Origin of the sequence: Nonomuraea jabiensis (genome assembly GCF_014204795.1) — a bacterium.
Taxonomy (GTDB): Bacteria; Actinomycetota; Actinomycetes; order Streptosporangiales; family Streptosporangiaceae; genus Nonomuraea; species Nonomuraea jabiensis.
This window is the reverse complement of sequence record NZ_JACHMB010000001.1, coordinates 586,730-605,674: the sequence shown is the minus strand read 5'-3', so window position 1 is coordinate 605,674 and position 18,945 is coordinate 586,730. Positions and strand designations below refer to the sequence as shown.

Here is an 18,945-nt window from a genome sequence, read left to right as displayed (position 1 = left end):
CCTCACTCCGGTTGGTCCCCTGCTGGCAACCCCGGACGGGACAAGCCCAGAGAATAGCAATTGGATCATCAAAATGCCCAATTTTTCGGGACTTTTGGACACCTGGGCGTTGATCCCATCGATCTTGGAGTAGGTTTCCCGAGTACATCGCCGACAGAAGGAGATGCGTTGCGCCGTCGTCTCGCAGCGGCCGCCGCGCTCGTACTCCTCGCGGCCTGCTCCCCGCCTCCGGAGCCCCCGCAGGCGCCGTCCGGGCAGTCCCCGTTCGTCTATGTCGAGAACCTGGACATCGTCACCGAGTGGGACCCCTCCAAGTCCTACTCCAACGAGATCGTCGCCTTCCAGAACATCTACGAGACGCTCACCTTCTGGAACCCGGTCACCAAGAAGTCCAGCCCCAGGCTGGCCACGTCGTGGCGCTCGTCGCCCGACGGCCGTACCTGGACGTTCAACCTCCGCCCCGGGGTGACCTTCCACACCGGCCGGCCCCTGGACGCCGCGGCGGTCAAGTCGTCGATCGAGCGCACCATGAGCGCCAAGGCGGGCGCCTCCTACATCTGGGACGCCGTCTCGTCCATCAGGGTCGACGGCCCCACGACGGTGACGTTCGCGCTGAAGTACCCCGTCCCGCTGGACCTGGTGGCCTCCTCCACGTACGCGGCCTACATCTACGACACGCAGGCCGCGCCCGACCTCGGGAAGTTCTTCGCGTCGGGCAGGGACGCGGGCTCGGGGCCGTACACGGTGACGAAATGGCAGAAGGGCAAGGAGGAGGAGCTCACGCTCAGCGCGTACGACAAGTACTGGGGAGGGTGGGGCCGGCCGCACTACAACACGGTGAAGTTCCGCGTCGTGCCCGATCCCGACAGGGCGTGGCGGCTGCTGCAGCGCGGCGAGGTGAGCTTCGTGGCGCGGCTGAACCCGCGCCTGTTCGCCGCCGCCTCGAGCGCGCCCGGCGTGCGCACCTCCGAGCGGGCGTCGTTCCAGACGGCGATGCTGCTGTTCAACACCGCGAACGGCCCCATGAAGGACATCCGCGTGCGCCGCGCGGTGCAGAAGGCCATCGACTACCAGGACCTGATCGAGGACCTGAAGGGCGCGGTCTCACCGGCCAGCGGCATCATCCCCGAAGGGCTCATGGGGTACGTGCCGGGCCGCAGGCCCCGGCAGGACCTGGAGGGCGCGGCGCTGCTGCTGAACAGGGCGGGGTACGGCCCCGGCGGGCGGCCGCTCCGGCTGCGGCTGACGTACGGGGAGGGCGACACCGACTGGCACCTGCTCGCCACGAAGCTCACCGCCGCCCTCAAGCCGCTCAACGTGACGATCGACGCCCGGGCGATGCCCTGGACCGCCCAGTGGGAGCAGGGCAAGAAGCGCGGCCAGGACATCTTCGTCATGTACTGGTGGCCCGACTACGCCGACGGCTACTCCTACTTCGGCAACGTCTTCCACAGCGCGAACCCGCCCGTGTTCAACCTCACCTACCTGCGCGACCCGGGCCTGGACGAACTGCTCGACACCGTGCCGGAGCTGACCGTGACCGACAGGACGGCGGCGCAGCGGGCGTACGAGCAGGCCACGAAGCGGGTGCTCGACCAGCGGGCGGCCGCGGCGATCCCGTGGGTGGTCAACTACCAGCGGGCCTACCAGGGCGCCGTGCAGGGCTACAACGACAACCCGGCCTACCCGGACGTGGTCTTCGTCTACGACCTCCGCCCTTCGGCCTGATTGCTGTGTTCGCAGCCTCACTCGTGAGGCGGCGCTCCCTCGTGTTCATGGCCTCACTTCGTGAGGCGGTCTCGGTCGCCCTCGATGCCGCCGCGGCGCTCCCTCGAGTTCATGGCCTCACTCGTGAGGCGGCGCTCCCTCGACGACCCTTTCGCGCAGCCGGGCCTTGATCTCCTCGGGCGTGTAGGCCCGGCGGCGGCGCTCGGCACGCGCGATCACCACTCCCGTGGCCGCGACGCCCATGATTCCCGCCAGACCGAGCATCTTCCACCAGCGCATGTGCCTAGGCTAACGGTGTGCTGACTCTCGACGAGGCCGTAAGGGTGACGAGGACCGGCGATCTGTGGATTTTCCGCGGGCGCTCGGTGCCCGACCGTGCCATCCAGACGATGACCAACAGCCCGGTCAACCACGTGGGCATGGCGATCGTGGTGGAGGACCTGCCGCCGATGATGTGGCACGCCGAGCTGGGCAAGTCGCTGCTCGACCTGTGGTCGGGCACGCACCAGCGCGGGGTGCAGCTGCACGACCTGCGCGACGCGGTGACCACGTGGGTCGGCCGCTACGGTCAGCGGCCCTGGCTGCGCCAGCTCGAGCCGGAGGCGACCCCCGAGATGGAGGACGCGGCCCTGCGCACGGTGGCCCGGCTCGACGGCACCCCGTTCCCCTCCACCGCCCGCCTGGCCGCCCGCTGGGCCAGGGGACGGCTGCCGCGACGGCGCCGCCGGGAGGAGACGCTGGAGAGCGCGTACTGCGCCGAGGTGGTGGCGGTCACGTACGAGGAGATGGGGCTGCTGCCCGGCGGTCGCCGGCCCAACTGGTACGACCCGGGGAAGTTCTGGAGCGGCGACGACCTGGAGCTGCTGATGGGGCGGAGGCTCGGCAACGAGATCACCGTAGGCGTCGAACGGTCGTGAGCTACGGCTCCGCGCCGGCCACGACGGCCGGCAGCGCGTCCGCGTGGCACTCCTGATCGGGGTCGCACCAGCAGGCCAGCTCCTTGCCGCGCAGCTCGCGGCGGGCCCGCTCGACGAGCTCGGGGTGCTCGCGGAGATGGGCCAGGTAGAGCTCGATCACCTGGGAGCGCCGGTGGACCCGGCCGCCGCAGACCCGACAGCCTGTCTCCGACAGGCTGTGCGGGTTGGCGAACGGGCTGCGCCGGTGACCGGGGAACTCGCGCCCGACGTACTCGGCGCCCTCGGGCACGCGGCCGTGGAACCGGTCGCCCTCGACCTTGACGCGGTGTGGCATGGTCCCTGGCTTTTCACCGTGGCGGCCACGTTCACCGGTGCCCTCCATGGCTCATTTCGCGAAGGCCAGCTGGTCGTTCTCGCGGGACACGACGGTCAGGACGAACGGCTGCCCCGGACCGCCGGGAAAGGTGATCCGGATCCGGTCGGCTCCCTGGCGCTCCCAGCGGCCGACGATCTTCCTGGGCCGGTCGTCCGGCCCGGGAAGCCACTCGACGAAGGTGCCGTCGGAGTGGAACTCCATCCCGCGCCGGGGCCGCCGCGACGGCCGGAACGCGAAATCGTCCGGCCGGTACACCGCCACCGCGTCGGTGTCCTCCTCGTAGGAGTGCGCCCAGGCTCCGACGACGTCCGGCGCTTCCTCGTTCATCACGACGACGCTCATCGGACCTGGCGGTTCCCGGCCACCACGTTCAGCGCCGCGCGGGTGTCCTTCAGCACCTCCTGGAGCAGCTGCTCCAGGTCGCGCTGCGAACCGTTGCCGGTGAGCCGCGTGCCACCGGGGGCGGCGACGCCCGCGGGGATGCGCTCCTCGGCCCGTGCGGCCAGCTGCGGGACCAGGAAGGACGCCCGCGGGCCCTCCAGGCAGGCGTTCATCCGCGTCGACTGGCCGCTGGTGAACATCATCATGCCGGCGTCGTCGGTGTAGTCCATGTAGTTCACGAACATGTCGCCGTTGGGGCCGTTGTTGCACGAGATATGGGGAAATATCGGTATTCCGGTGTTGTTGCCCGCTTGGTTCGGGGTGTCGGCCACCTTGTCGTCACCGCTGCACCCCTCGCCGTCGTCCCCCCAGATGTGGAAGAGGTTCAGCCAGTGGCCGACCTCGTGCGTCGTGGTCCGGCCCAGGTGGAACGGCGGCGCCGCGGTGCCCGTGCTGCCGAAGGCGGAGTGGCGGATGACGACGCCGTCCGTGTCCGGCGGCCCGCCGGGGAACTGCGCGTAGCCGAGCAGCCCGCCCGTCAGCTGGCACACCCAGATGTTGAGGTACTGGTCGCTGGGCCACGGGGCCGCGCCGCCGGTGGCGCTCGACTTCACCAGGTCGTCGTGGGTGAAGCCCATCCGCTGGGTCTCCACGCGGACGATCCCGTCCGTCGGCTCGCCGTTCGGGCCGCGGGTCGCGAGATGGAACTCGATCATCGTGTCCGCCACCAGCGACTTCCAGACGGGCGGCACCTTCGTCACGTCGGGGTTGGCGGCCCGGAAGTCCTGGTTGAGGATCTCGATCTGGCTGTGGATCTGGTCGGCGCCGATGTTCTGCTCGGGGCGGGCCGGGTTGTGGACGACGTGCACGACGACGGGGATGCTGACCACGCCGACGCGGCTGACCAGGCGGGTGCCGAGCCTGTACTGCGTGGCCTGGTTCTCGATGGACGCCCGCCGCGCGCGGTAGGACATGCTCTCGTTGAGCAGCCGGCGGTGCACGGGCATGGTGCCGCACAGGTCTCGCGTGAGCGGTTCGGAAAACTCTGACTCGTCCATCATGATTTCTCCCCAGAAGTGAAGCGAGAGAGGCCGCCCGGCCGGATCGCGGAAGAAGGGCAGACCGCCATCCGGCCGGTCGGACGCTGATGCACTCGTACCGCGAACCGCCCGGTCGAAAGCCCAAAGGAATGCATAGCTTCAGGCTCGGATCCACGCACCCGCCGCCCCCTGGTCCCGGGTCTTCCGGGATTTCGTCCGACGGTCAGGGGTTTTCCCATCCGGCGGCCCAGAAGGCGGCGTAACGGCGCCCGGCCCCGCACACCTCGTGACCGTCTCCCTGGACAGAGCCCGGCCACGTGCGGGGGGTGGGTTGCCCGCCGTAAGCGTAAAAACTGAAGGGAGAGCACCACGTGCGGGCGTGGACGGCCCGCCGCAAGCGTAAAAAATGGATCTTAAAAATGATGGCAGGCTGGAGAGATGCGCCTAGCCACGTGGAACGTGAACTCCGTCAAGGCCCGGCTGCCCCGCCTGCTCGAATGGCTCGCCGAGGCGAAACCGGACGTCCTCTGCCTCCAGGAGACCAAATGCTCCGCCCAGGCGTTCCCCGCGGCGGAGGTAGGAGAGCTGGGGTACGCCGCCGCGGCCCACGGCGACGGCCGGTGGAACGGCGTGGCCCTCCTGTCCAGGGTCGGCCTCGACGACGTGACCCTCGGCTTCCCCGGTGAGCCGACCGGCGTCGAAGCCGTGGCCCCGGAGGCCCGCGCCATGGCCGCCACCTGCGGGGGACTGCGCGTCTGGTCCCTGTACGCGCCGAACGGCCGCACCGTGGACTCCCCGCACTACGCGTACAAACTCGCCTGGTTCGCGGCGCTCCGGGACGCGCTGGCGGCCGAGACGGCCATGCCGCTGGTCGCGTGCGGCGACTACAACGTTGCCCCCACGGACGCCGACGTATGGGACCCCGCGCTGTTCGTCGGCGCCACCCACGTCACCCCGGCCGAACGCCGGGCCCTCGCCGACCTGCGGGAGCTCGGGCTGCGCGACGTGGTGCCGACGCCGATGAAGGGGCCGCACCCGTTCACGTACTGGGATTACCGGGCCGGGATGTTCCACCAGAACAAGGGGATGCGCATCGACCTGGTCTACGCGAGCGCGGACGTCGCCGGGCGGGTGCGGTCGGCGTACGTCGACCGCGAGGCCCGCAAGGGCAAGGGCCCTTCCGACCATGCCCCAATCGTTGTGGATCTCGGACCATAATTCAAATTACAAACGGCGTCCGTCCGAGTATTCTGATTCCTCAAATGTCTCGGGGGATTGATCGGCATCACGGCCCACAGGGGGGATCTCCGTGGAACCTGCAGACGGTCGCGTCATTCTGTTCATCATCATCGCCCTCGCCGTGTTCGCCCTCGGCCGGCGCTTCCAGACGATGATCATCATGCGTCAGGTGTGGAAGCAGAGCGCCAAGCAGGTCACAGCCAGGAAGGTCGTCGCGAACAACGCCGCGAAGTCGATGATCGGCATCACGCTGCTCGCGATATTCGTGGTCTGGCTGGTGCTCAACCTCAACCGCGTCATGTGAAAAGCAATCAATAGCTGATTACCGCGCAATTGCGCGCCCGTCCGCAATCCTCCCCATGGCCTATTTGCGGCGATTTCGCAGGGCCCACGCCGTCAGCACGGCCGCCCCGGCGGCGGCCAGGCTGACGGCGCGCGTAAGGCGTACCGCACGGCGGATGTCCTTGACGTCGGGCTCGGGCCCGTCGCCCATGGTCGGGCGGTGCTCGGTCCTGCCCTGGTAGACGTTCGTGCCGCCCAGGGTGACGCCGAGCGCCCCGGCGAAGGCGGCCTCGCACCTGCCGGCGTTCGGGCTGGGGTGCCGGTGGCCGTCCCGCCTGAGCACCGCCAGCGCGCGGCCGGGGTCCGGCCCGGTCAGCACCGTGAGCAGCCCCGTCAGCCTCGCCGGTACGTAGTTCGCCACGTCGTCGAGCCTGGCCGCCGCCCAGCCGAACCGTTCGTAGCGGGGGGAGCGGTGGCCGACCATGGCGTCCAGCGTGTTGATCGCCCGGTACGCCAGCAGCCCCGGCACCCCCGCCACGGCGCCCCAGAAGAGCGGGGCCACGACGGCGTCGGAGGTGTTCTCGGCCAGCGACTCGACGGTGGCCCTGGCGAGCTCCTTGGCCTCCAGGTGTGAGGGGTCGCGGCCGCAGAGATGGGGCAGCCGAGCCCTGGCTCGTTCGAGACCGTCACCTTTGCGGCCGTCACCTTTGCGGCCGTCACCTTCGAGATCGTCACCTTCGAGATCGTCACCTTCAAGATGGTGACCTTCGAGGGCGTCCGCCATGTACTCGCCCTCGCGGGCCAGCGTGGTGCCGCCGAGCACGGCCCAGGTGGCGACGGCCGTGACGACCGTACGCGCGCGGGGGACCCGCTGGGCCAAGACGCCGAGCGCGGTCGCGCCGCCGACACAGATGGCGACATGTGCCACCCCGTGCGCCTTCTTGTCCGCGTACAGGGACTTCTCCACCTTCGCGGCGACCCGCCCGAAGACGGCGACCGGGTGGGCGGCGCTCTGCGGGTCGGCGATCAGCCGGTCGAGGGCCACGCCGAGGGCAAGCCCGAGCGGGTCACACCAGGCGGGCATGGAGCTCGTCCTCGTGCGCGTCCAGCCAGGCGGCCGCACGGCGGATGCGCTCGCCGGCGCCGCCCGCCCACATCTTCGCCCAGTTGCCGCCCGCCGAGGCGCGGGTGCGCATGACGTCGTAGGAGCGGTGGAAGCGGAGCCTGGCCAGTTCGAGGAGGCGGCGGCGGTCGCGGGGCGGCACGCCGTACGCGTCGCAGAACAGCCTCAGCCGCTCGCCCACGTCGAGGTTGCGCAGCAACGGGGACCGGTCCACGGGGTCGGCGATGGGGGCCCAGTGGCGCAGCGTGGTGACGATGTCGAAGAGTCGCGTGGTGGGCCGGGCAAGATCGAAGTCGATCAGCGCGTGGGGCCCGCCTCCGCGAAATATCACGTTTTCTGGCGTTAAATCACAGTGTCCGATGATTTCTGGCGCTTTGTCATCATTCGACCCGCCTTCCCACCCCTCCGGTGACAGCGGAAACCCGACCGTCGCGTCATGAAATTCCCGAAGCAGCACCGCAAGCCCGGCCAGCGCCTCATCACTCACGCTCTCCAGCCGCAACCCGGTCGTCCCCGGCAGATACGTCAGGATCTCCCGCCCGAGCCCATCCATCCCCACCACCCGCGGCGCCCCTGCGAACCCACGGGCCTCGAGGTGCCGGAGCAGGGCGTGCACGGCGGGCGTCGACGTACTGGCCGGTCTACGCACGGTGTCACCGACCCGCACCACCCCGTCAGTCACGTCCCCGCCCTGCAACGGAATCTCATGCAGGAGCGTCGCGACCATGCCAAGAGAGCTTAAACCCTTCCACCCCACCCCCGCCCAACCTTTTCCCCACCTCCCCTCCCACACCAAGCGCCCGGTGAGGGCGTTGTGGCGCGGGGTGCAGCACCCCCGCTGAAGCGACGCCCAGCAAGGCGCCCTTCGATCTCCGACCCCAAAAACCCTGGCGGAGGCGTTCGGCCTACCCCGCCGATGCTGATCGCCGCCCCCGGCGTTCCCACCCACATCACCGGCTGTCAGATGGTCACACCTCGACGCCCACGAGCCCCACCACTCCACCCACCCGCACGGCCACCCCACGCCGACGTAGACGTCCCCCCAACACTCCAATCGTCCTGAGCCTCCCAAGCCCGCCTACCAGACGGACACCTCCCCGACGATGGCCGCAACAACGGGAGTCAACCGCTCACAACTTCACGGACAGTCACCCCCTCTACGACACGCCCGCTGCCGCACCCCTACCTTCCAACTCCTGGACGCACCGCCGCCCCCTGACGCCCCCATCACCGTCTCGGACCGTACCCGGAGCGCCTACCTCGGTCTTTTCGCCGGTTTCCTCCCCCATCTGGCCGCCTCCGATATCCTCCCAGAGGCTCACACACCCTGCCGGGCCACCGGTTCGACCCTGCCGCCTAAGGCCTTGGGAACGCTGTTCATGTGGGGTGTGATCGGCCTGACAGCCTGACACGAGGAAAACGTGTGCGTGACATGTCGCCGGATCATGCACAATAAGGCGGGAGCGCCCTTAGCTCAGCTGGATAGAGCACCGGACTTCTAATCCGACGGTCGCAGGTTCGAATCCTGCAGGGCGCGCTTTGATCATGTTCTGACCTGCGGTTACGCGGGATCGGATGCGTTCTAGAATTTTCGTCTAGCGCTTGCGTGCTCCGTGCGTGCTCGCGCGCACCACCCCCGCACACACCATGATCCATTCGCCACCCTCCGACTCCTGCGGCAAGCGTGCCGCCTGCTCTATCCGCCCCATGCGTCCCACCCCTCCTGGGTACAGAACCGCTCGCAATCGCCATCGTGTCGCGGAGAACGTGGCGGGGACATCGCTCGCGGCTCTCACATCCGCTTCATCACGGACCAGCCCTGCGTGACGATGTCAGTGTTCTGCCAGCGCACCTCGATGGTCAGCTCGTGCGGGCTGTCGTGTGGATCCCAGACAGGGCGGCCCGGGACACCTTGGTAGGTCTCCAGCGCGCCTCGTGCACCGCAAAATCTGCCACTGCGGTGCCGGCCAGGAGTAGCAGGGCGGTGGCCGCGTCGGCTCCTGCGCGCATCGCAGACAGTGCCCGGAACGGCCACAGCGGGACGGCGAGGATGCCTTGATCGGTCGTGTACGAGACGTGTCCGGGTCGAGCCGCGGCGCCACGTCCGGCGTGCGCCGATCCGGAACCGCGATCAGCAGATTGACGCCGTTGTGGGCGAAGCATGCTGGTCGATCTCGAAGCGGGTGTGCGGGTGTGCAGCAGGCGTCCTTCCAGCAGCCACGGCGCCTCCATCAGCTCCACCCAGACGGGATGGAACATGTCGTACTCGGCGTCGTCGAGCATCGGTGCTGAGCGTAACGCCAGGGTCCGGAAGGCAGTGGATGGCTCGGCGGTCTGCCAGAGGGCGAGCCGGTGGCCATCGTCGAACACGGCATTCACTTCGGTGAGGAACAGGGCGAGCGGCCGGCTCGCCCAGGTGAACTCCTCTCGCAGCCAGGTGTCCAGCAGGTCGCCGGCATGCCGCTGCCAGGCGGCGACGTCGAAATCGTCGGGATTACGCCGTGCCGCGGTCTCGTGCGGGGGCGGCGTCGTGCGCAGCTCGGTTCCGTCGGCGGTCAAGATACGGCTGGGCCCTGCTCGCTGGGCGGGATACCGGGCTCGCCCGCGGGCGGCGTGCCGCCCGCCGCCTCGGTCTGCACGAATGCGGCCAGCCTACGATTGAGCTCGGCGATCGCCCGGAAAGCCTCGGAAGTCGGGGCGTTTCCGATCGCCTCGCCCCGCCCGGTCAGCCCCGCCCGCCTACGGTCGACCTTGGCGATCGCCCGGACAGCCTCGAGGCTCGGCGCATCGAGGTCGGCCAGGCCATGCTCGGCCGCCTCCGTGCCAGAGGCGAAGAGCGGCACGGGTGAGGTGTAGGTCTCCACCGCGCGCGCGTCCGCGACGCTGAGCAGCCGGGTCGCCAGCGCGACCCGCACCGCCATGCGCTACGTCAAACCCGGCGCCGAAGCCATCGCCAAGGTAACCGAGGTTCTGGCACCGCGCCGCCATACCCACTGATAACTGAGTGGCCGCTGGCCGGAGCTGTAGGAGTTCCGGGCCATTACGGATCGCTGACAGGCAAAGAAGCCGCAGGTCACTACCGCTAATTTCGGAACTCGGCCTCCTCGAAGGCCGGTCCAAGGTGCCCCTTGAGGCACCTTGGACCTCTGTCTTTCACGCCCGGGGGGCGTTTCCGAAGTCCGGAATTGCCAGCCGCTCGCCACCTTTGAGGGCGGACTGGTGCGCGACGATGCCGGGCAAGGTGTAGCGTGCAGCGACCCAGGCATTGACCGGGGGCAGGGTGCCGGTGGCGACCCCCTGTACGAAGTCGTCAGCGAGGAAGTGGTGACTGCCCTCGTGGCCGTTGGAGACGTGGGTGAACTCTTCAGGCAGCCGGGAGCGGTCGTGCACCGGCGCTGAGCCCGAGGTGAAGGCGTCTCTGAGGGCGGGGGAAACGTGCTGGAGCGAGGGGTCATCAGGGGGCAGGGTCGGTTTGGGTTGAAGGTAGTCGGTGACGTCGGTGACACCGCTCTTGTCCTGCCACAGGCTCACTGTGGCCAGCTGCTCCAGACTCCCCTCAGTGCCGAAGAACCGGAACCGCGACTCGCGGATGTGTGAGGGGTAGCCGACTCGCCGGAACTCGTTCGTCCGAAAGCATCCTCCGCCCTCGACTTCGAACAGCGCGGTGGCGTTGGAGAAGTCGTTGCCGAACTGGCTGACCGACTTGTCGAACACTCCGTCCCCGCGATCGTCGACGACTCCGATCGCCGACACGCTGATCGCGTGCGTCTGCCAGGCGCCGAGCACGCCGCCGATCGCATGGGTGGGATAGAGCAGCGGCGGGTAGCTGGCCGTCGCCTTCCAGTTGTCGCCGCCGCTGTACCGGTAGGCGTCGTAGAAGCCGAGGTCCATGTCGTGCACGTAGTCGCCTTCTGCGTAGAACAGCCGTCCGAAGCTGCTGGCGGCGATCTGATTGCGGGCGTACACGGTCGCCGGGTTGTAGTGGCTGGTCTCGCCCATCATGTAGATCAGCCCAGTCTCTTGGACGGCCATGATGATGGCTTCGATCTCCTCCTCGGCCACAGCCATGGGCACTGCTGCATACACGTGCTTACCGGCCCGTAGCGCCTGGACGGTCAGCGGCCCATGGGTCCAGCGCTGGGTGAAGATGGCGACCGCGTCGACGTCTGAGTTGAGCAAGGCCTCGAAGGACGGCATGGTCCCGGCAAGGTCGTAGTCGGCGACCAGTCGGGCGGCCCGGTCCGGGACCAGGTCGGTGGCCCAGATGTCGCCGACGCCCGGGTGGAGCCGCCATAGCTTGGCGAACTGGCCAGCGAACTGCCCGGCGCCGACGATGCCTAAAGAGAAGGTCATGAAAGTTCCTTGTCATGCCGTCAGAGCAATGGTCATGTTTCCTGCCCCGCGGACCCGCGGTCGGTGAGGTGTCAGCAGTGGCTGCAGGCGGCCCGCGTGGACTGTCACGACGATAGAAGCCTAGAATCCACGAACGCTTCATCTAAGAGAGTGAAAATTTCTTGGATTCTCATGTCCAGCCTTGAACCGCCGAGTCTCACCGGATGGGGTGGCCGACCGGTGGTCATGGGCTCCCCCCACCAGCACGACGACCTGGAGATCAATCTGGTGATCGAGGGCGGCACCATGCTCTACCTGTTCGGTGGCACGCCCGTCGAGATCGGCCCTGGAAGCCTGGCAGTGTTCTGGGCCGCGGTACCGCACCAGCTGGTGGCGAACTCGGCGACGTCCGTCCACTGGCTCCACGTGCCGTTCACGACCTTCCTGGGCTGGCGACTGCCCGCCACGCTCGTCAGGCGCCTTCTATCCGGTGCACCCCTGGTCTCCGCACCGTCGGCCATCTTGCCTACCGATCCCGTGACCTTTGCCCAGTGGGCCGACGACCTGGCCACCGACCAGCGCGAACGCCATCGGATCGCACTGCTGGAGATCGAAGCCAGGGTCCGCCGGCTCGCTCTGACGAGCATGGGCGAACCAGTGCCCCGGTACGCCGGAGGCGAACCGGCGCTACAGCACGTCATCGCCATGGTGCGGCACATCGCCGAACACTTCCGCGAGCCATTGACGAGCGCCGACATCGCCGGCGCCGCGCACCTGCACCCCAATTACGCGATGGCCCAGTTCCGCAAGGTGGTCCGCACAACCATGGTCGAATACCTCACCAAGCACCGCCTTGCGGAGGCCCGCCGACTGCTGATCATCACCGACTTACCGATCAATGACATCGCGTCCACAGTCGGCTTCGGTTCAGTCAGCCGGTTCTACAGCGTGTTCACTTCTGCCTGTGGCACATCACCCGCGAAGTTCCGGCGCGAGTACAGCCGCCACCGTACGGCAGAGTTCTCCTGAAGAGCGGTGGCCTCCCACGTGACCAGCAGGAGGACGACCGGCCAGATCCAGAACGTCACTATGTTGGTTCTCTGGCCGGTGGCCGGGGCGGTCCAGCGCGGGGACGGCACATGGGGGATGCCGTCCCAGCACCGCTGCCTGCACCGTGGAGCTGTCGTACGAGGTCTCGCGCGAAACAGCCCGAGAACGCCACCCGCTTGTCCGTCGGCTCCCCGTCCCGGCGTGGCATCGGTCAGACCGGCAGTCCACCTCACGGCGGGACGCAAAGCGGCGCGGGTGCTGCTTGCCGGGCTATCAAGGTGGTTGAGCCATTCCGACGGTTCGATGTGGCCGCGCAGCGCGTGCAGATCTGGGCAAGCCGCACGCACCTCATTGAGCCTGACCTGCTCGCCGGCATCAAGCTTTTCGGGGCGGCGGCGGATCCAACTGGTGATGTGGCGGACCTTCGGCGGGGTCTGGACGGCGGGCGGTGCCGTCTTGCCTTTGAAGGCGACCAGGTAGGGGTAGACGGTGGTGTAGCTGCCGCGGAAACCCTGCGCGGTGATTTCGCGGTGCAGCTGTGTGATGTTGGTGCAGCGTCATTCCAGCCCTGGTGCAGGTAGGGCGCCCGGTGCGTCATGTCAAGGCCGCACCTGGCCCTGGCGTCCCACGTGATGAGTCAGTTTGGCTGTCCGTCATGATTGTCGGCGCTGGCGGGTCACTGCCAGAACTTGACCTCGGGGAACGCGTCGGAGGTGCCGTCCAGGAGGCGCTGGTCGCGACCGCGCAGGTGCCGGTCCATGAAGGCGACCACGTACGCCCGGGAGACCTGCAGATCCCTCGCCGAATGCTTGGTCAGCAGCGTGTAGTCGGTGAAGGATGCGTGGTCGCCGCCCTGGATCGTGAGCCAGCGTTTCCAGCCCGTCATGCGCGCCCAGTCGCGGCCCCAGGTGAAGTCCTTGCCGCCCGGCTCGTGCACCTGGCCCGCCCCCATCAGCATGAACGGTCGCCGCAGGCCCTTGTCGGGGACGGGCACGAAGAAGGTGCCGTCCATGTCGACCCCGGCGCGTACGCGCGAGTCCTTGACCATGGTCCACGACGCACTCGATCCGCCCAGCGAGTGCCCGGCCATGCCGATGCGGGAGCGGTCGACGAGTCTGGCGCCCTTCCAGACGGGATGGCGTCCGAGCAGGCGGTCGAGCACGAACGACACGTCCGCCTGCCGTCCCTTGACCGCTTTGTCGCCGAAGGCCCAGGCGTCGGCCTCCTGCTCCGGGCACGCGGCGCAGGAGGCCAGCCGGCCGCCGGGGAGCGTGGTGCCGTACGACTCGTGCACGTGGTCGATGCCGACGACCACGTACCCTCGGCTGGCCAGCTCCTCCGCGAGGCCGGTCAGCGACGAGCGCGGCATGGTGAACCCGGGGGAGAGCACCACCAGGGGCAGCGTGCCGTCGCGGCCGGCGGGCTGGGCCCCGGTCACGGCGTGGGTCCTGATACCGCTGACCGTCTTGCTCGGGACGCCCGTGACCTTCTGTCCCTTGAGCATGGCCGTGGCCTCTTCGTCCGTCATGTAGGGCGCGGGCCGGCCGGCGGCCTTCTCGGCGGGATACCACAGCGAGACCATGAGCTCCCTGGCCTTCTCCGTGGGCATCCAGGGGTCAGGGCGGCTCCGGTCGACCAGGTGCAGGCTGACCGTCCCCACCGCCTGGGATCCGGTCGGCGCGGGCAGCGCCACGCTCCGAACGGGCTCGGCCCTCGTTACCACAGCCGCCTGGGCGGGCGCGGCGGCGAGGAGGGTGAGCAGGCCCGCGGTGACAGCATGAGTGATCTTTACCTTCATGCCGCCATGCTCTCGATCGCCCCGGAGCGCCCGCTTCGGCCGAACGTCCAGCCTCACGTGCGACTTTCGCATGGCCCCGAGTACGCCCGCGGTCGCATCGGCCTCGCTGAGCCGGTCAAGTTCTCTGGAACGCTTCAACGGGCGGCCCATGCAATGACGACGACCGCCGCGACCGCCGCCCACAGCAGTACAGAGGCCATGGTGGTGGCCCAGCGCAGGCGGGGACGTGGGCCGCGGGCGACCGGCAGCCGGACCCAGCGGGGGCCGGCGACGGCGACGCCGGCGGCAACGAGGGCCGCCACAGCCGGCCACAACGGCGGCCAGAGAATGTTCCAGGTGCCGAACGTCCAGGAGGCCGCCAGCAGCACGATGGCACGCCACGCCATCGAGACGATCTTCAGCCGGTCCGGGACGGGGAGCAGGCGGCGGCCCGGGCGCCGAGCGGCGATCTCCAGCGTGCGGGCCGCTGCGACGAGACACAGGAGGGTCGACGCCAGAACGGGGAGCTCGCCGGTCAGCAGGTCCCGCTCGGACGGCCTGTCCTTGCCGAGCAGGCGGAGCCCGATGTAGTCGACGGCCGCGGAGGTGTCGCCGAGGACGACCACGCCGCGTCCCGACGTGCGGTCGAGCCCCACGTAGCTGGAGAAACCCGCGGTGTGGCCGTCGTGCCAGGTCACGCCGTTCGTGGTGCGCCAGCCGTACCCGACGCTGTCGTGCTCGGCGAGGTGCCAGCGAGGGCGGGTGGCGTCCGTGCCGGGGGCGGTGCCGTCGAGCACGGCCGCGACGAAGCGGGCCAGGTCGGCGCTGGTGCTCCAGCCGCCCGCACCGGTCGGGGCGTACCCGTCGCTGGCCCAGGGCAGGGCGTCGTGGCCCGAGGTGAGATGGCCGGTGGCGTGGCCGCGCGGCAGGGAGTGCGGGTCGCTGACGAGGACGGTGTCGCGCATGCCCAAGGGTTCGAGAAGGCGCCGCCGGAGCAGGCCGTCGTAGGTGTCGCCCGCCTTGGCGGCCAGGGCCTGTCCGAGCAGCGCGAAGCCGAGGTTGGAGTAGGCGATCTCGCCACGGCCGGTCGCCACCGATGCGGCGGCGTCGTCCACGACGTCGCGCGCGCTCCACCCGCCGTACGGGTTGCCGCCGACCAGGCTGCCGAGGACGGCGGCGCTGGTGACCGAGGCCGGGACGCTGGGGATGCCCGAGCGATGACCGGCCAGCTCCTCCAGCGAAGTATTCGCGACGCTGGGATCGCGGAACGATCGGCCGGGGAAGATTTCGCCGACCGTAGTCCGCGGCGTGAGCTCCCCCTTCTTCACCATGTCGGCGAAGATCATCGCGGTCATCGTCTTGGTGACCGAGCCGAACTCAAACGGCGTCCGGTCGTCCACCGGCCTGCCGCCGGGCGCGTCGGTCGTCCCCACGCCGGCGGTCCGTACGACGCCTTTGTCGATGAGGGCGACGGCGAGCGCGTGGTGTCCCGCCGACGGCCAGGCCGCCTCCCGTACGACCCGCGCCAGCGCGGCGTCGCCCGTGCTCTCGGGGCCGAGTCGCAGGCCGCGCGGCGCGAGCAGACCCGCTAGCGGCGCCGCCGCCGCGACGGCGGCGAGTACGATCAGGGCGCGTCGCCTGCGGCGACGCCGGCCGTGCGCTGCGTGTTGATCAATCGTGGTTGTCACGAGGTCCACCTCCAGCCGACGAAGCTAGCCAGGCGAGCCTCGGCGCCGAAGGGTGCCGGCCACCGCGTGAGATGAGTGCGGCCAGCCGGAGAAAGTGTGCGGTTAACCACAGGAAACCCCGCCCGCGGAGCTGGCATGCTGCGACGTCGTGACGGGCATTCGATCGGCGGCGCCGACGGGCGGACGAGCTGCGCTCCTGACAGCGCTACGCTGGCCTGCGAGTCGTGTTCGCAGGTCCGAGGAGGCGGTCATCGATGGCGATGCCCCCTTCGCCCCTTCGCCCCTTCGCGTGATGTTCCCGTGGTGACCTCCCGTGTGCGGCTGCTGGCCGGCGCGATGGCAGTCACGGCCGGGCTGGGCACACTCGTGGGCGCCATGCTCGAGACCGGGTTCCCGGTGCCTCTGTCCCAGTGGTTCTTCGTGGCGATCGGGTTGCCCCTGCCCGTCCTTGGCCGGCTGATCGCCGTCCGGCGGCCCACCAACCCTTACGGCTGGCTGCTGCTCGGCGCCGCCCTGTGCTTCGGCCTCGGCGGCCTGGGTGTGGGTGCTCTCCTGCATCACGTACGGACGGGGCAGGACGTGCCTGGCCCCGGCGTCGCGGCGGCGGCGCTGTTCGGCGTGCACTACGGGCTCGTATGGATCTTCGTCCCGCTGCTCTTCCCTGATGGCCGACTGCCTTCGCCGCGGTGGCGGCCGCTCGCCTGGGCAGGCACCGCGTGCATCGCGCTGCACACGTTCGGCGTCCTGTTCGCGCCCGGCCTCGTGGATGAGGACGTGCCTGTGGCCAACCCGCTCGCGTTACCCGGCGTCGCGGGGTCGCTGGCTGCGGCGGCGGCCACAGTGGGGTCGCTGCTGATGCCGGTAGCCGCGGCGGGTGCGCTCGGCGCGCTCATCACGCGCTGGCGGGGCGCCGCGCCGTCCGAAAGGCGGCAGTTGCGATGGATGACGGCGGGTTTCCTCCTGAACGGGACCGGGTTCCTGCTCGCGCTCGGCATCGATCACCGGCTCGTCGCGCCGGATCTCAGCGGGCTCGTCGTGCTGTCCGTTCTCGGGGCGGTACCCGCGGCCATCGGCGTGGCCGTCGTGCGGTACAACCTGCTCGACATCCGGCTGGTGATCCGCGGGTCGCTGGCCTACGGCCTGCTGTGGTCCGCGATCGCGCTGGTCTACGCCGGCGTCGCGACCGGGCTCGGCGTCGTCGCCGGGGAGCGGCTGCCGGTCGCGATCACGGTCGTCCTGACCGTCCTGGTCACGCTTGTCTTTCAGCCGGTACGGGCGCGGCTGGAAGCGCTCGCCGACCGGCTGGTGTTCGGCGTACGCCCCACGGCGGCACATGTCCTGGTCCAGATGAGTGCGGCGCTGGACGCCATGTCGGAGCCGGGCAGCCAGTTGCGGCACCTCGCGCACGTCGCCCGCTCCGCCCTCGGCACCCAGTGGATCGCCGTACGCCTGGAGGACGGCACGGAGGCGAACGCGGGCGCCGTCACGAGCCCACCGGAGCGAACCGTCGCGATCACGAGCGAAGGTCGGGTGGTGGGACGGCTGTCGTGCGGCCCCAAGATCGAGGGCAGGCTCACCGACCGGGACCACACGCTGCTCACCGCCCTGGCGGCCCAGGCGGGCCTGGCCCTGCGCGCCACCCGTCTGGCCGCACGCCTGGTCCACGCCCAGGAGACCGAACGCCGGCGGATCGAACGCAACATCCACGACGGCGTACAACAACAGCTTGTGGCCCTCATCGCGGGGCTCGAACTGGCCCGGACCGCCCCTCGCGCCGAGACCCTGGCGCAACTGCGCGCGCAGGCGCGGGCCACGCTCGAAGACCTGAGAGAGCTGGCCGCGGGCATCCACCCGACGGTTCTCACCCAGGGCGGCCTGGTCGAGGCGGTGGAGGAACGCTGCGACCGCCTGCCAGTCGACGTCGGGCTCACCGTCGACGACGAGCTGCGCGGGCGGCGCTTCTGCGACGACGTGGAAGGGGCGGCATACTTCACGGTCGGCGAGGCGCTCGCCAACGCCCTCAAGCACGCCGCCGCCTCCCGGATCGAAATACGGCTCGGACTGCGCGACGGGGACCTGCTCCTGGAGGTGGCCGACGACGGCAAGGGCTTTGACCCGGCGGCCGCGACGCGTCGCGGGCTCGGACCTCTGGCCGACCGGCTCAGCGCGCTCGGCGGGAATCTTGAGACGATCAGCGCTCCGGGGGAGGGCACCAGGGTGAACGCCTGGATACCGGTCGATGGCTGACCAGGTGCGGGCGGTGCTCGCCGACGACCACTACCTGGTCAGGGAGGGCCTTCGGCAGTTGCTCGAGACCTCCGGCAAGGTCAGGGTCGTCGCGGCGACCATCAACGCCGACGAGCTCCTCGACGCCGTGCGCCGGTTCGAGCCCGACGTGATCGTGACCGACATCCGCATGCCGGGAGCGTCCTTCCGCGAGGGGTTCGAAGGCATCGACGCGGCCCATCGCGTACGCGCCGAGCACCCCGGGACCGGAGTGGTGGTGCTGTCGCAGTACCGGGACGCGCTGTTCGCCTTCGAGCTGTTCAGGCACGGCAGTGAGGGGCTCGCGTACCTGCTGAAGGACCGGATCGGCAACCTCGACGACCTGCTCGGCGCGATCGGCGCGGTCACCGCGGGCGGTTCGGTCGTCGAGCCGCAGGTGGTCGACGCGCTGGTGCGGCGCCGGGTCAGGCGCACCCGTCCGGCCGCCGGGGGGCTGACTCCGCGGGAGCGGGAGGTGCTCGGGGAGATGGCCCTCGGCAGGTCGAACGCTGGCATCGCGCAGTCGCTTCACCTGTCGGTGTCCGCGGTCGAGAAGAACGTGAACACGATTTTCCACAAGCTTGGCCTGGAGAACGCGCCGGACGTGCACCGGCGTGTGGCAGCGGTGGTCAAGTACCTTGGCGCGGAGTTCTAGAGCCGTCTGTCAGACGTTTCCGCAGCCCTGGAGAGGGCGGCCAACGCCGGGTTCACCGCTTCGTCCTAACCCCCGACCGGCCCCTTGCTCGC

At 69.5% G+C, this 18,945-nt stretch carries 19 protein-coding genes and 1 tRNA gene; 9 read left to right on the top strand and 11 right to left on the bottom strand.

The window, feature by feature from the left end:
- The first annotated feature begins 168 nt into the window (after positions 1-168).
- Positions 169-1,728, top strand: coding sequence for an ABC transporter substrate-binding protein (locus HD596_RS02580; protein ID WP_185067698.1), 1,560 nt, complete (start codon positions 169-171; stop codon positions 1,726-1,728).
- A 117-nt stretch (positions 1,729-1,845) separates the two neighbouring features.
- Here HD596_RS02580 and HD596_RS02575 read toward each other — a convergent pair whose 3' ends face one another.
- Positions 1,846-2,007, bottom strand: a complete 162-nt coding sequence (locus HD596_RS02575; protein ID WP_185067697.1) for a hypothetical protein — start codon at positions 2,005-2,007, stop codon at positions 1,846-1,848.
- A 20-nt stretch (positions 2,008-2,027) separates the two neighbouring features.
- Here HD596_RS02575 and HD596_RS02570 point away from each other — a divergent pair, with 20 nt between their 5' ends.
- On the top strand, positions 2,028-2,645 hold the full coding sequence (locus HD596_RS02570) for a hypothetical protein (protein WP_221520159.1): 618 nt from the start codon (positions 2,028-2,030) through the stop codon (positions 2,643-2,645).
- Between the two features lies 1 nt (position 2,646).
- On the opposite strand, the gene HD596_RS02565 is transcribed toward HD596_RS02570, so the two are convergent.
- The 3 genes from HD596_RS02565 to HD596_RS02555 are packed head-to-tail and all read right to left on the bottom strand — an operon-like array spanning position 2,647 to position 4,463.
- The gene (locus tag HD596_RS02565) at positions 2,647-2,979 is read right to left on the bottom strand and encodes a DUF4326 domain-containing protein (protein ID WP_185067695.1); all 333 of its coding nucleotides are present in this window, start codon (positions 2,977-2,979) and stop codon (positions 2,647-2,649) included.
- 51 nt (positions 2,980-3,030) lie between these two features.
- Positions 3,031-3,348: a hypothetical protein gene (locus tag HD596_RS02560; protein WP_185067694.1), complete on the bottom strand. Its 318-nt coding sequence runs from the start codon at positions 3,346-3,348 to the stop codon at positions 3,031-3,033.
- Between the two features lie 11 nt (positions 3,349-3,359).
- Positions 3,360-4,463: a zinc metalloprotease gene (locus tag HD596_RS02555; protein WP_221519148.1), complete on the bottom strand. Its 1,104-nt coding sequence runs from the start codon at positions 4,461-4,463 to the stop codon at positions 3,360-3,362.
- A gap of 417 nt (positions 4,464-4,880) precedes the next feature.
- Here HD596_RS02555 and HD596_RS02550 point away from each other — a divergent pair, with 417 nt between their 5' ends.
- Together HD596_RS02550 and HD596_RS02545 are read left to right on the top strand one after the other, a co-directional pair.
- Positions 4,881-5,660: an exodeoxyribonuclease III gene (locus HD596_RS02550; RefSeq protein WP_185067693.1), complete on the top strand. Its 780-nt coding sequence runs from the start codon at positions 4,881-4,883 to the stop codon at positions 5,658-5,660.
- A gap of 91 nt (positions 5,661-5,751) precedes the next feature.
- Complete coding sequence (locus HD596_RS02545; protein WP_185067692.1) at positions 5,752-5,985, top strand: hypothetical protein; 234 nt, start codon at positions 5,752-5,754, stop codon at positions 5,983-5,985.
- Between the two features lie 60 nt (positions 5,986-6,045).
- On the opposite strand, the gene cbiB is transcribed toward HD596_RS02545, so the two are convergent.
- The gene (cbiB, locus tag HD596_RS02540) at positions 6,046-7,047 is read right to left on the bottom strand and encodes an adenosylcobinamide-phosphate synthase CbiB (protein WP_185067691.1); all 1,002 of its coding nucleotides are present in this window, start codon (positions 7,045-7,047) and stop codon (positions 6,046-6,048) included.
- A complete protein-coding gene (locus tag HD596_RS02535; RefSeq protein ID WP_185067690.1) occupies positions 7,031-7,813 on the bottom strand; it encodes a phosphotransferase in 783 nt (260 codons plus the stop codon). The genes cbiB and HD596_RS02535 overlap by 17 nt, the downstream gene beginning before the upstream one ends.
- A gap of 736 nt (positions 7,814-8,549) precedes the next feature.
- Here HD596_RS02535 and HD596_RS02530 point away from each other — a divergent pair.
- Positions 8,550-8,623: transfer RNA gene (locus HD596_RS02530), tRNA-Arg, on the top strand.
- Between the two features lie 323 nt (positions 8,624-8,946).
- Here HD596_RS02530 and HD596_RS02525 read toward each other — a convergent pair.
- The 3 genes from HD596_RS02525 to HD596_RS02515 all read right to left on the bottom strand — a co-directional run bounded on the left by HD596_RS02525 (position 8,947) and on the right by HD596_RS02515 (position 11,439).
- A complete protein-coding gene (locus HD596_RS02525; RefSeq protein ID WP_185067689.1) occupies positions 8,947-9,645 on the bottom strand; it encodes a hypothetical protein in 699 nt (232 codons plus the stop codon).
- A complete protein-coding gene (locus tag HD596_RS02520) occupies positions 9,642-10,007 on the bottom strand; it encodes a hypothetical protein (RefSeq protein ID WP_185067688.1) in 366 nt (121 codons plus the stop codon). The genes HD596_RS02525 and HD596_RS02520 overlap by 4 nt, the downstream gene beginning before the upstream one ends.
- A 232-nt stretch (positions 10,008-10,239) precedes the next feature.
- Positions 10,240-11,439: a Gfo/Idh/MocA family protein gene (locus HD596_RS02515; protein ID WP_185067687.1), complete on the bottom strand. Its 1,200-nt coding sequence runs from the start codon at positions 11,437-11,439 to the stop codon at positions 10,240-10,242.
- A 171-nt stretch (positions 11,440-11,610) separates the two neighbouring features.
- Between HD596_RS02515 and HD596_RS02510 the strand changes: the two genes are divergently transcribed.
- Entirely contained in the window at positions 11,611-12,447 is an 837-nt protein-coding gene (locus HD596_RS02510) for a helix-turn-helix domain-containing protein (RefSeq protein ID WP_185067686.1), read from the top strand.
- A 299-nt stretch (positions 12,448-12,746) separates the two neighbouring features.
- On the top strand, positions 12,747-13,049 hold the full coding sequence (locus tag HD596_RS02505; RefSeq protein WP_185067685.1) for a hypothetical protein: 303 nt from the start codon (positions 12,747-12,749) through the stop codon (positions 13,047-13,049).
- Between the two features lie 95 nt (positions 13,050-13,144).
- On the opposite strand, the gene HD596_RS02500 is transcribed toward HD596_RS02505, so the two are convergent.
- The gene (locus tag HD596_RS02500) at positions 13,145-14,266 is read right to left on the bottom strand and encodes an alpha/beta hydrolase family protein (protein ID WP_185067684.1); all 1,122 of its coding nucleotides are present in this window, start codon (positions 14,264-14,266) and stop codon (positions 13,145-13,147) included.
- A 134-nt stretch (positions 14,267-14,400) separates the two neighbouring features.
- Positions 14,401-15,933 carry a serine hydrolase domain-containing protein gene (locus tag HD596_RS02495; protein ID WP_185067683.1) on the bottom strand — a complete coding sequence of 511 codons (1,533 nt, stop codon included), beginning with the start codon at positions 15,931-15,933 and terminating at the stop codon, positions 14,401-14,403.
- 303 nt (positions 15,934-16,236) lie between these two features.
- Between HD596_RS02495 and HD596_RS64605 the strand changes: the two genes are divergently transcribed.
- Together HD596_RS64605 and HD596_RS02485 are read left to right on the top strand one after the other, a co-directional pair.
- Complete coding sequence (locus HD596_RS64605) at positions 16,237-18,180, top strand: sensor histidine kinase (RefSeq protein WP_185067682.1); 1,944 nt, start codon at positions 16,237-16,239, stop codon at positions 18,178-18,180.
- Positions 18,173-18,853 (top strand): response regulator transcription factor, encoded by a 681-nt coding sequence (locus tag HD596_RS02485; protein ID WP_185067681.1) that lies wholly within the window; start codon positions 18,173-18,175, stop codon positions 18,851-18,853. Before HD596_RS64605 ends, HD596_RS02485 begins: the two co-directional genes overlap by 8 nt.
- The last annotated feature ends 92 nt before the right edge of the window (positions 18,854-18,945 follow it).

Excerpts from the sequence above, each read along its gene's own strand:
- HD596_RS02535 (WP_185067690.1), bottom strand. The coding sequence starts at position 7,813 with ATGGTCGCGACGCTCCTGCATGAGATTCCGTTGCAGGGCGGGGACGTG.
- HD596_RS02520 (WP_185067688.1), bottom strand. The coding sequence starts at position 10,007 with ATGGCGGTGCGGGTCGCGCTGGCGACCCGGCTGCTCAGCGTCGCGGAC.
- HD596_RS02560 (WP_185067694.1), bottom strand. The coding sequence starts at position 3,348 with ATGAACGAGGAAGCGCCGGACGTCGTCGGAGCCTGGGCGCACTCCTAC.
- HD596_RS02510 (WP_185067686.1), top strand. The coding sequence starts at position 11,611 with ATGTCCAGCCTTGAACCGCCGAGTCTCACCGGATGGGGTGGCCGACCG.
- HD596_RS02550 (WP_185067693.1), top strand. The coding sequence starts at position 4,881 with ATGCGCCTAGCCACGTGGAACGTGAACTCCGTCAAGGCCCGGCTGCCC.
- HD596_RS02555 (WP_221519148.1), bottom strand. The coding sequence starts at position 4,463 with ATGATGGACGAGTCAGAGTTTTCCGAACCGCTCACGCGAGACCTGTGC.
- HD596_RS02565 (WP_185067695.1), bottom strand. The coding sequence starts at position 2,979 with ATGCCACACCGCGTCAAGGTCGAGGGCGACCGGTTCCACGGCCGCGTG.
- HD596_RS02575 (WP_185067697.1), bottom strand. The coding sequence starts at position 2,007 with ATGCGCTGGTGGAAGATGCTCGGTCTGGCGGGAATCATGGGCGTCGCG.
- HD596_RS02515 (WP_185067687.1), bottom strand. The coding sequence starts at position 11,439 with ATGACCTTCTCTTTAGGCATCGTCGGCGCCGGGCAGTTCGCTGGCCAG.
- HD596_RS02485 (WP_185067681.1), top strand. The coding sequence starts at position 18,173 with ATGGCTGACCAGGTGCGGGCGGTGCTCGCCGACGACCACTACCTGGTC.
- cbiB (WP_185067691.1), bottom strand. The coding sequence starts at position 7,047 with ATGCCCGCCTGGTGTGACCCGCTCGGGCTTGCCCTCGGCGTGGCCCTC.
- HD596_RS02500 (WP_185067684.1), bottom strand. The coding sequence starts at position 14,266 with ATGAAGGTAAAGATCACTCATGCTGTCACCGCGGGCCTGCTCACCCTC.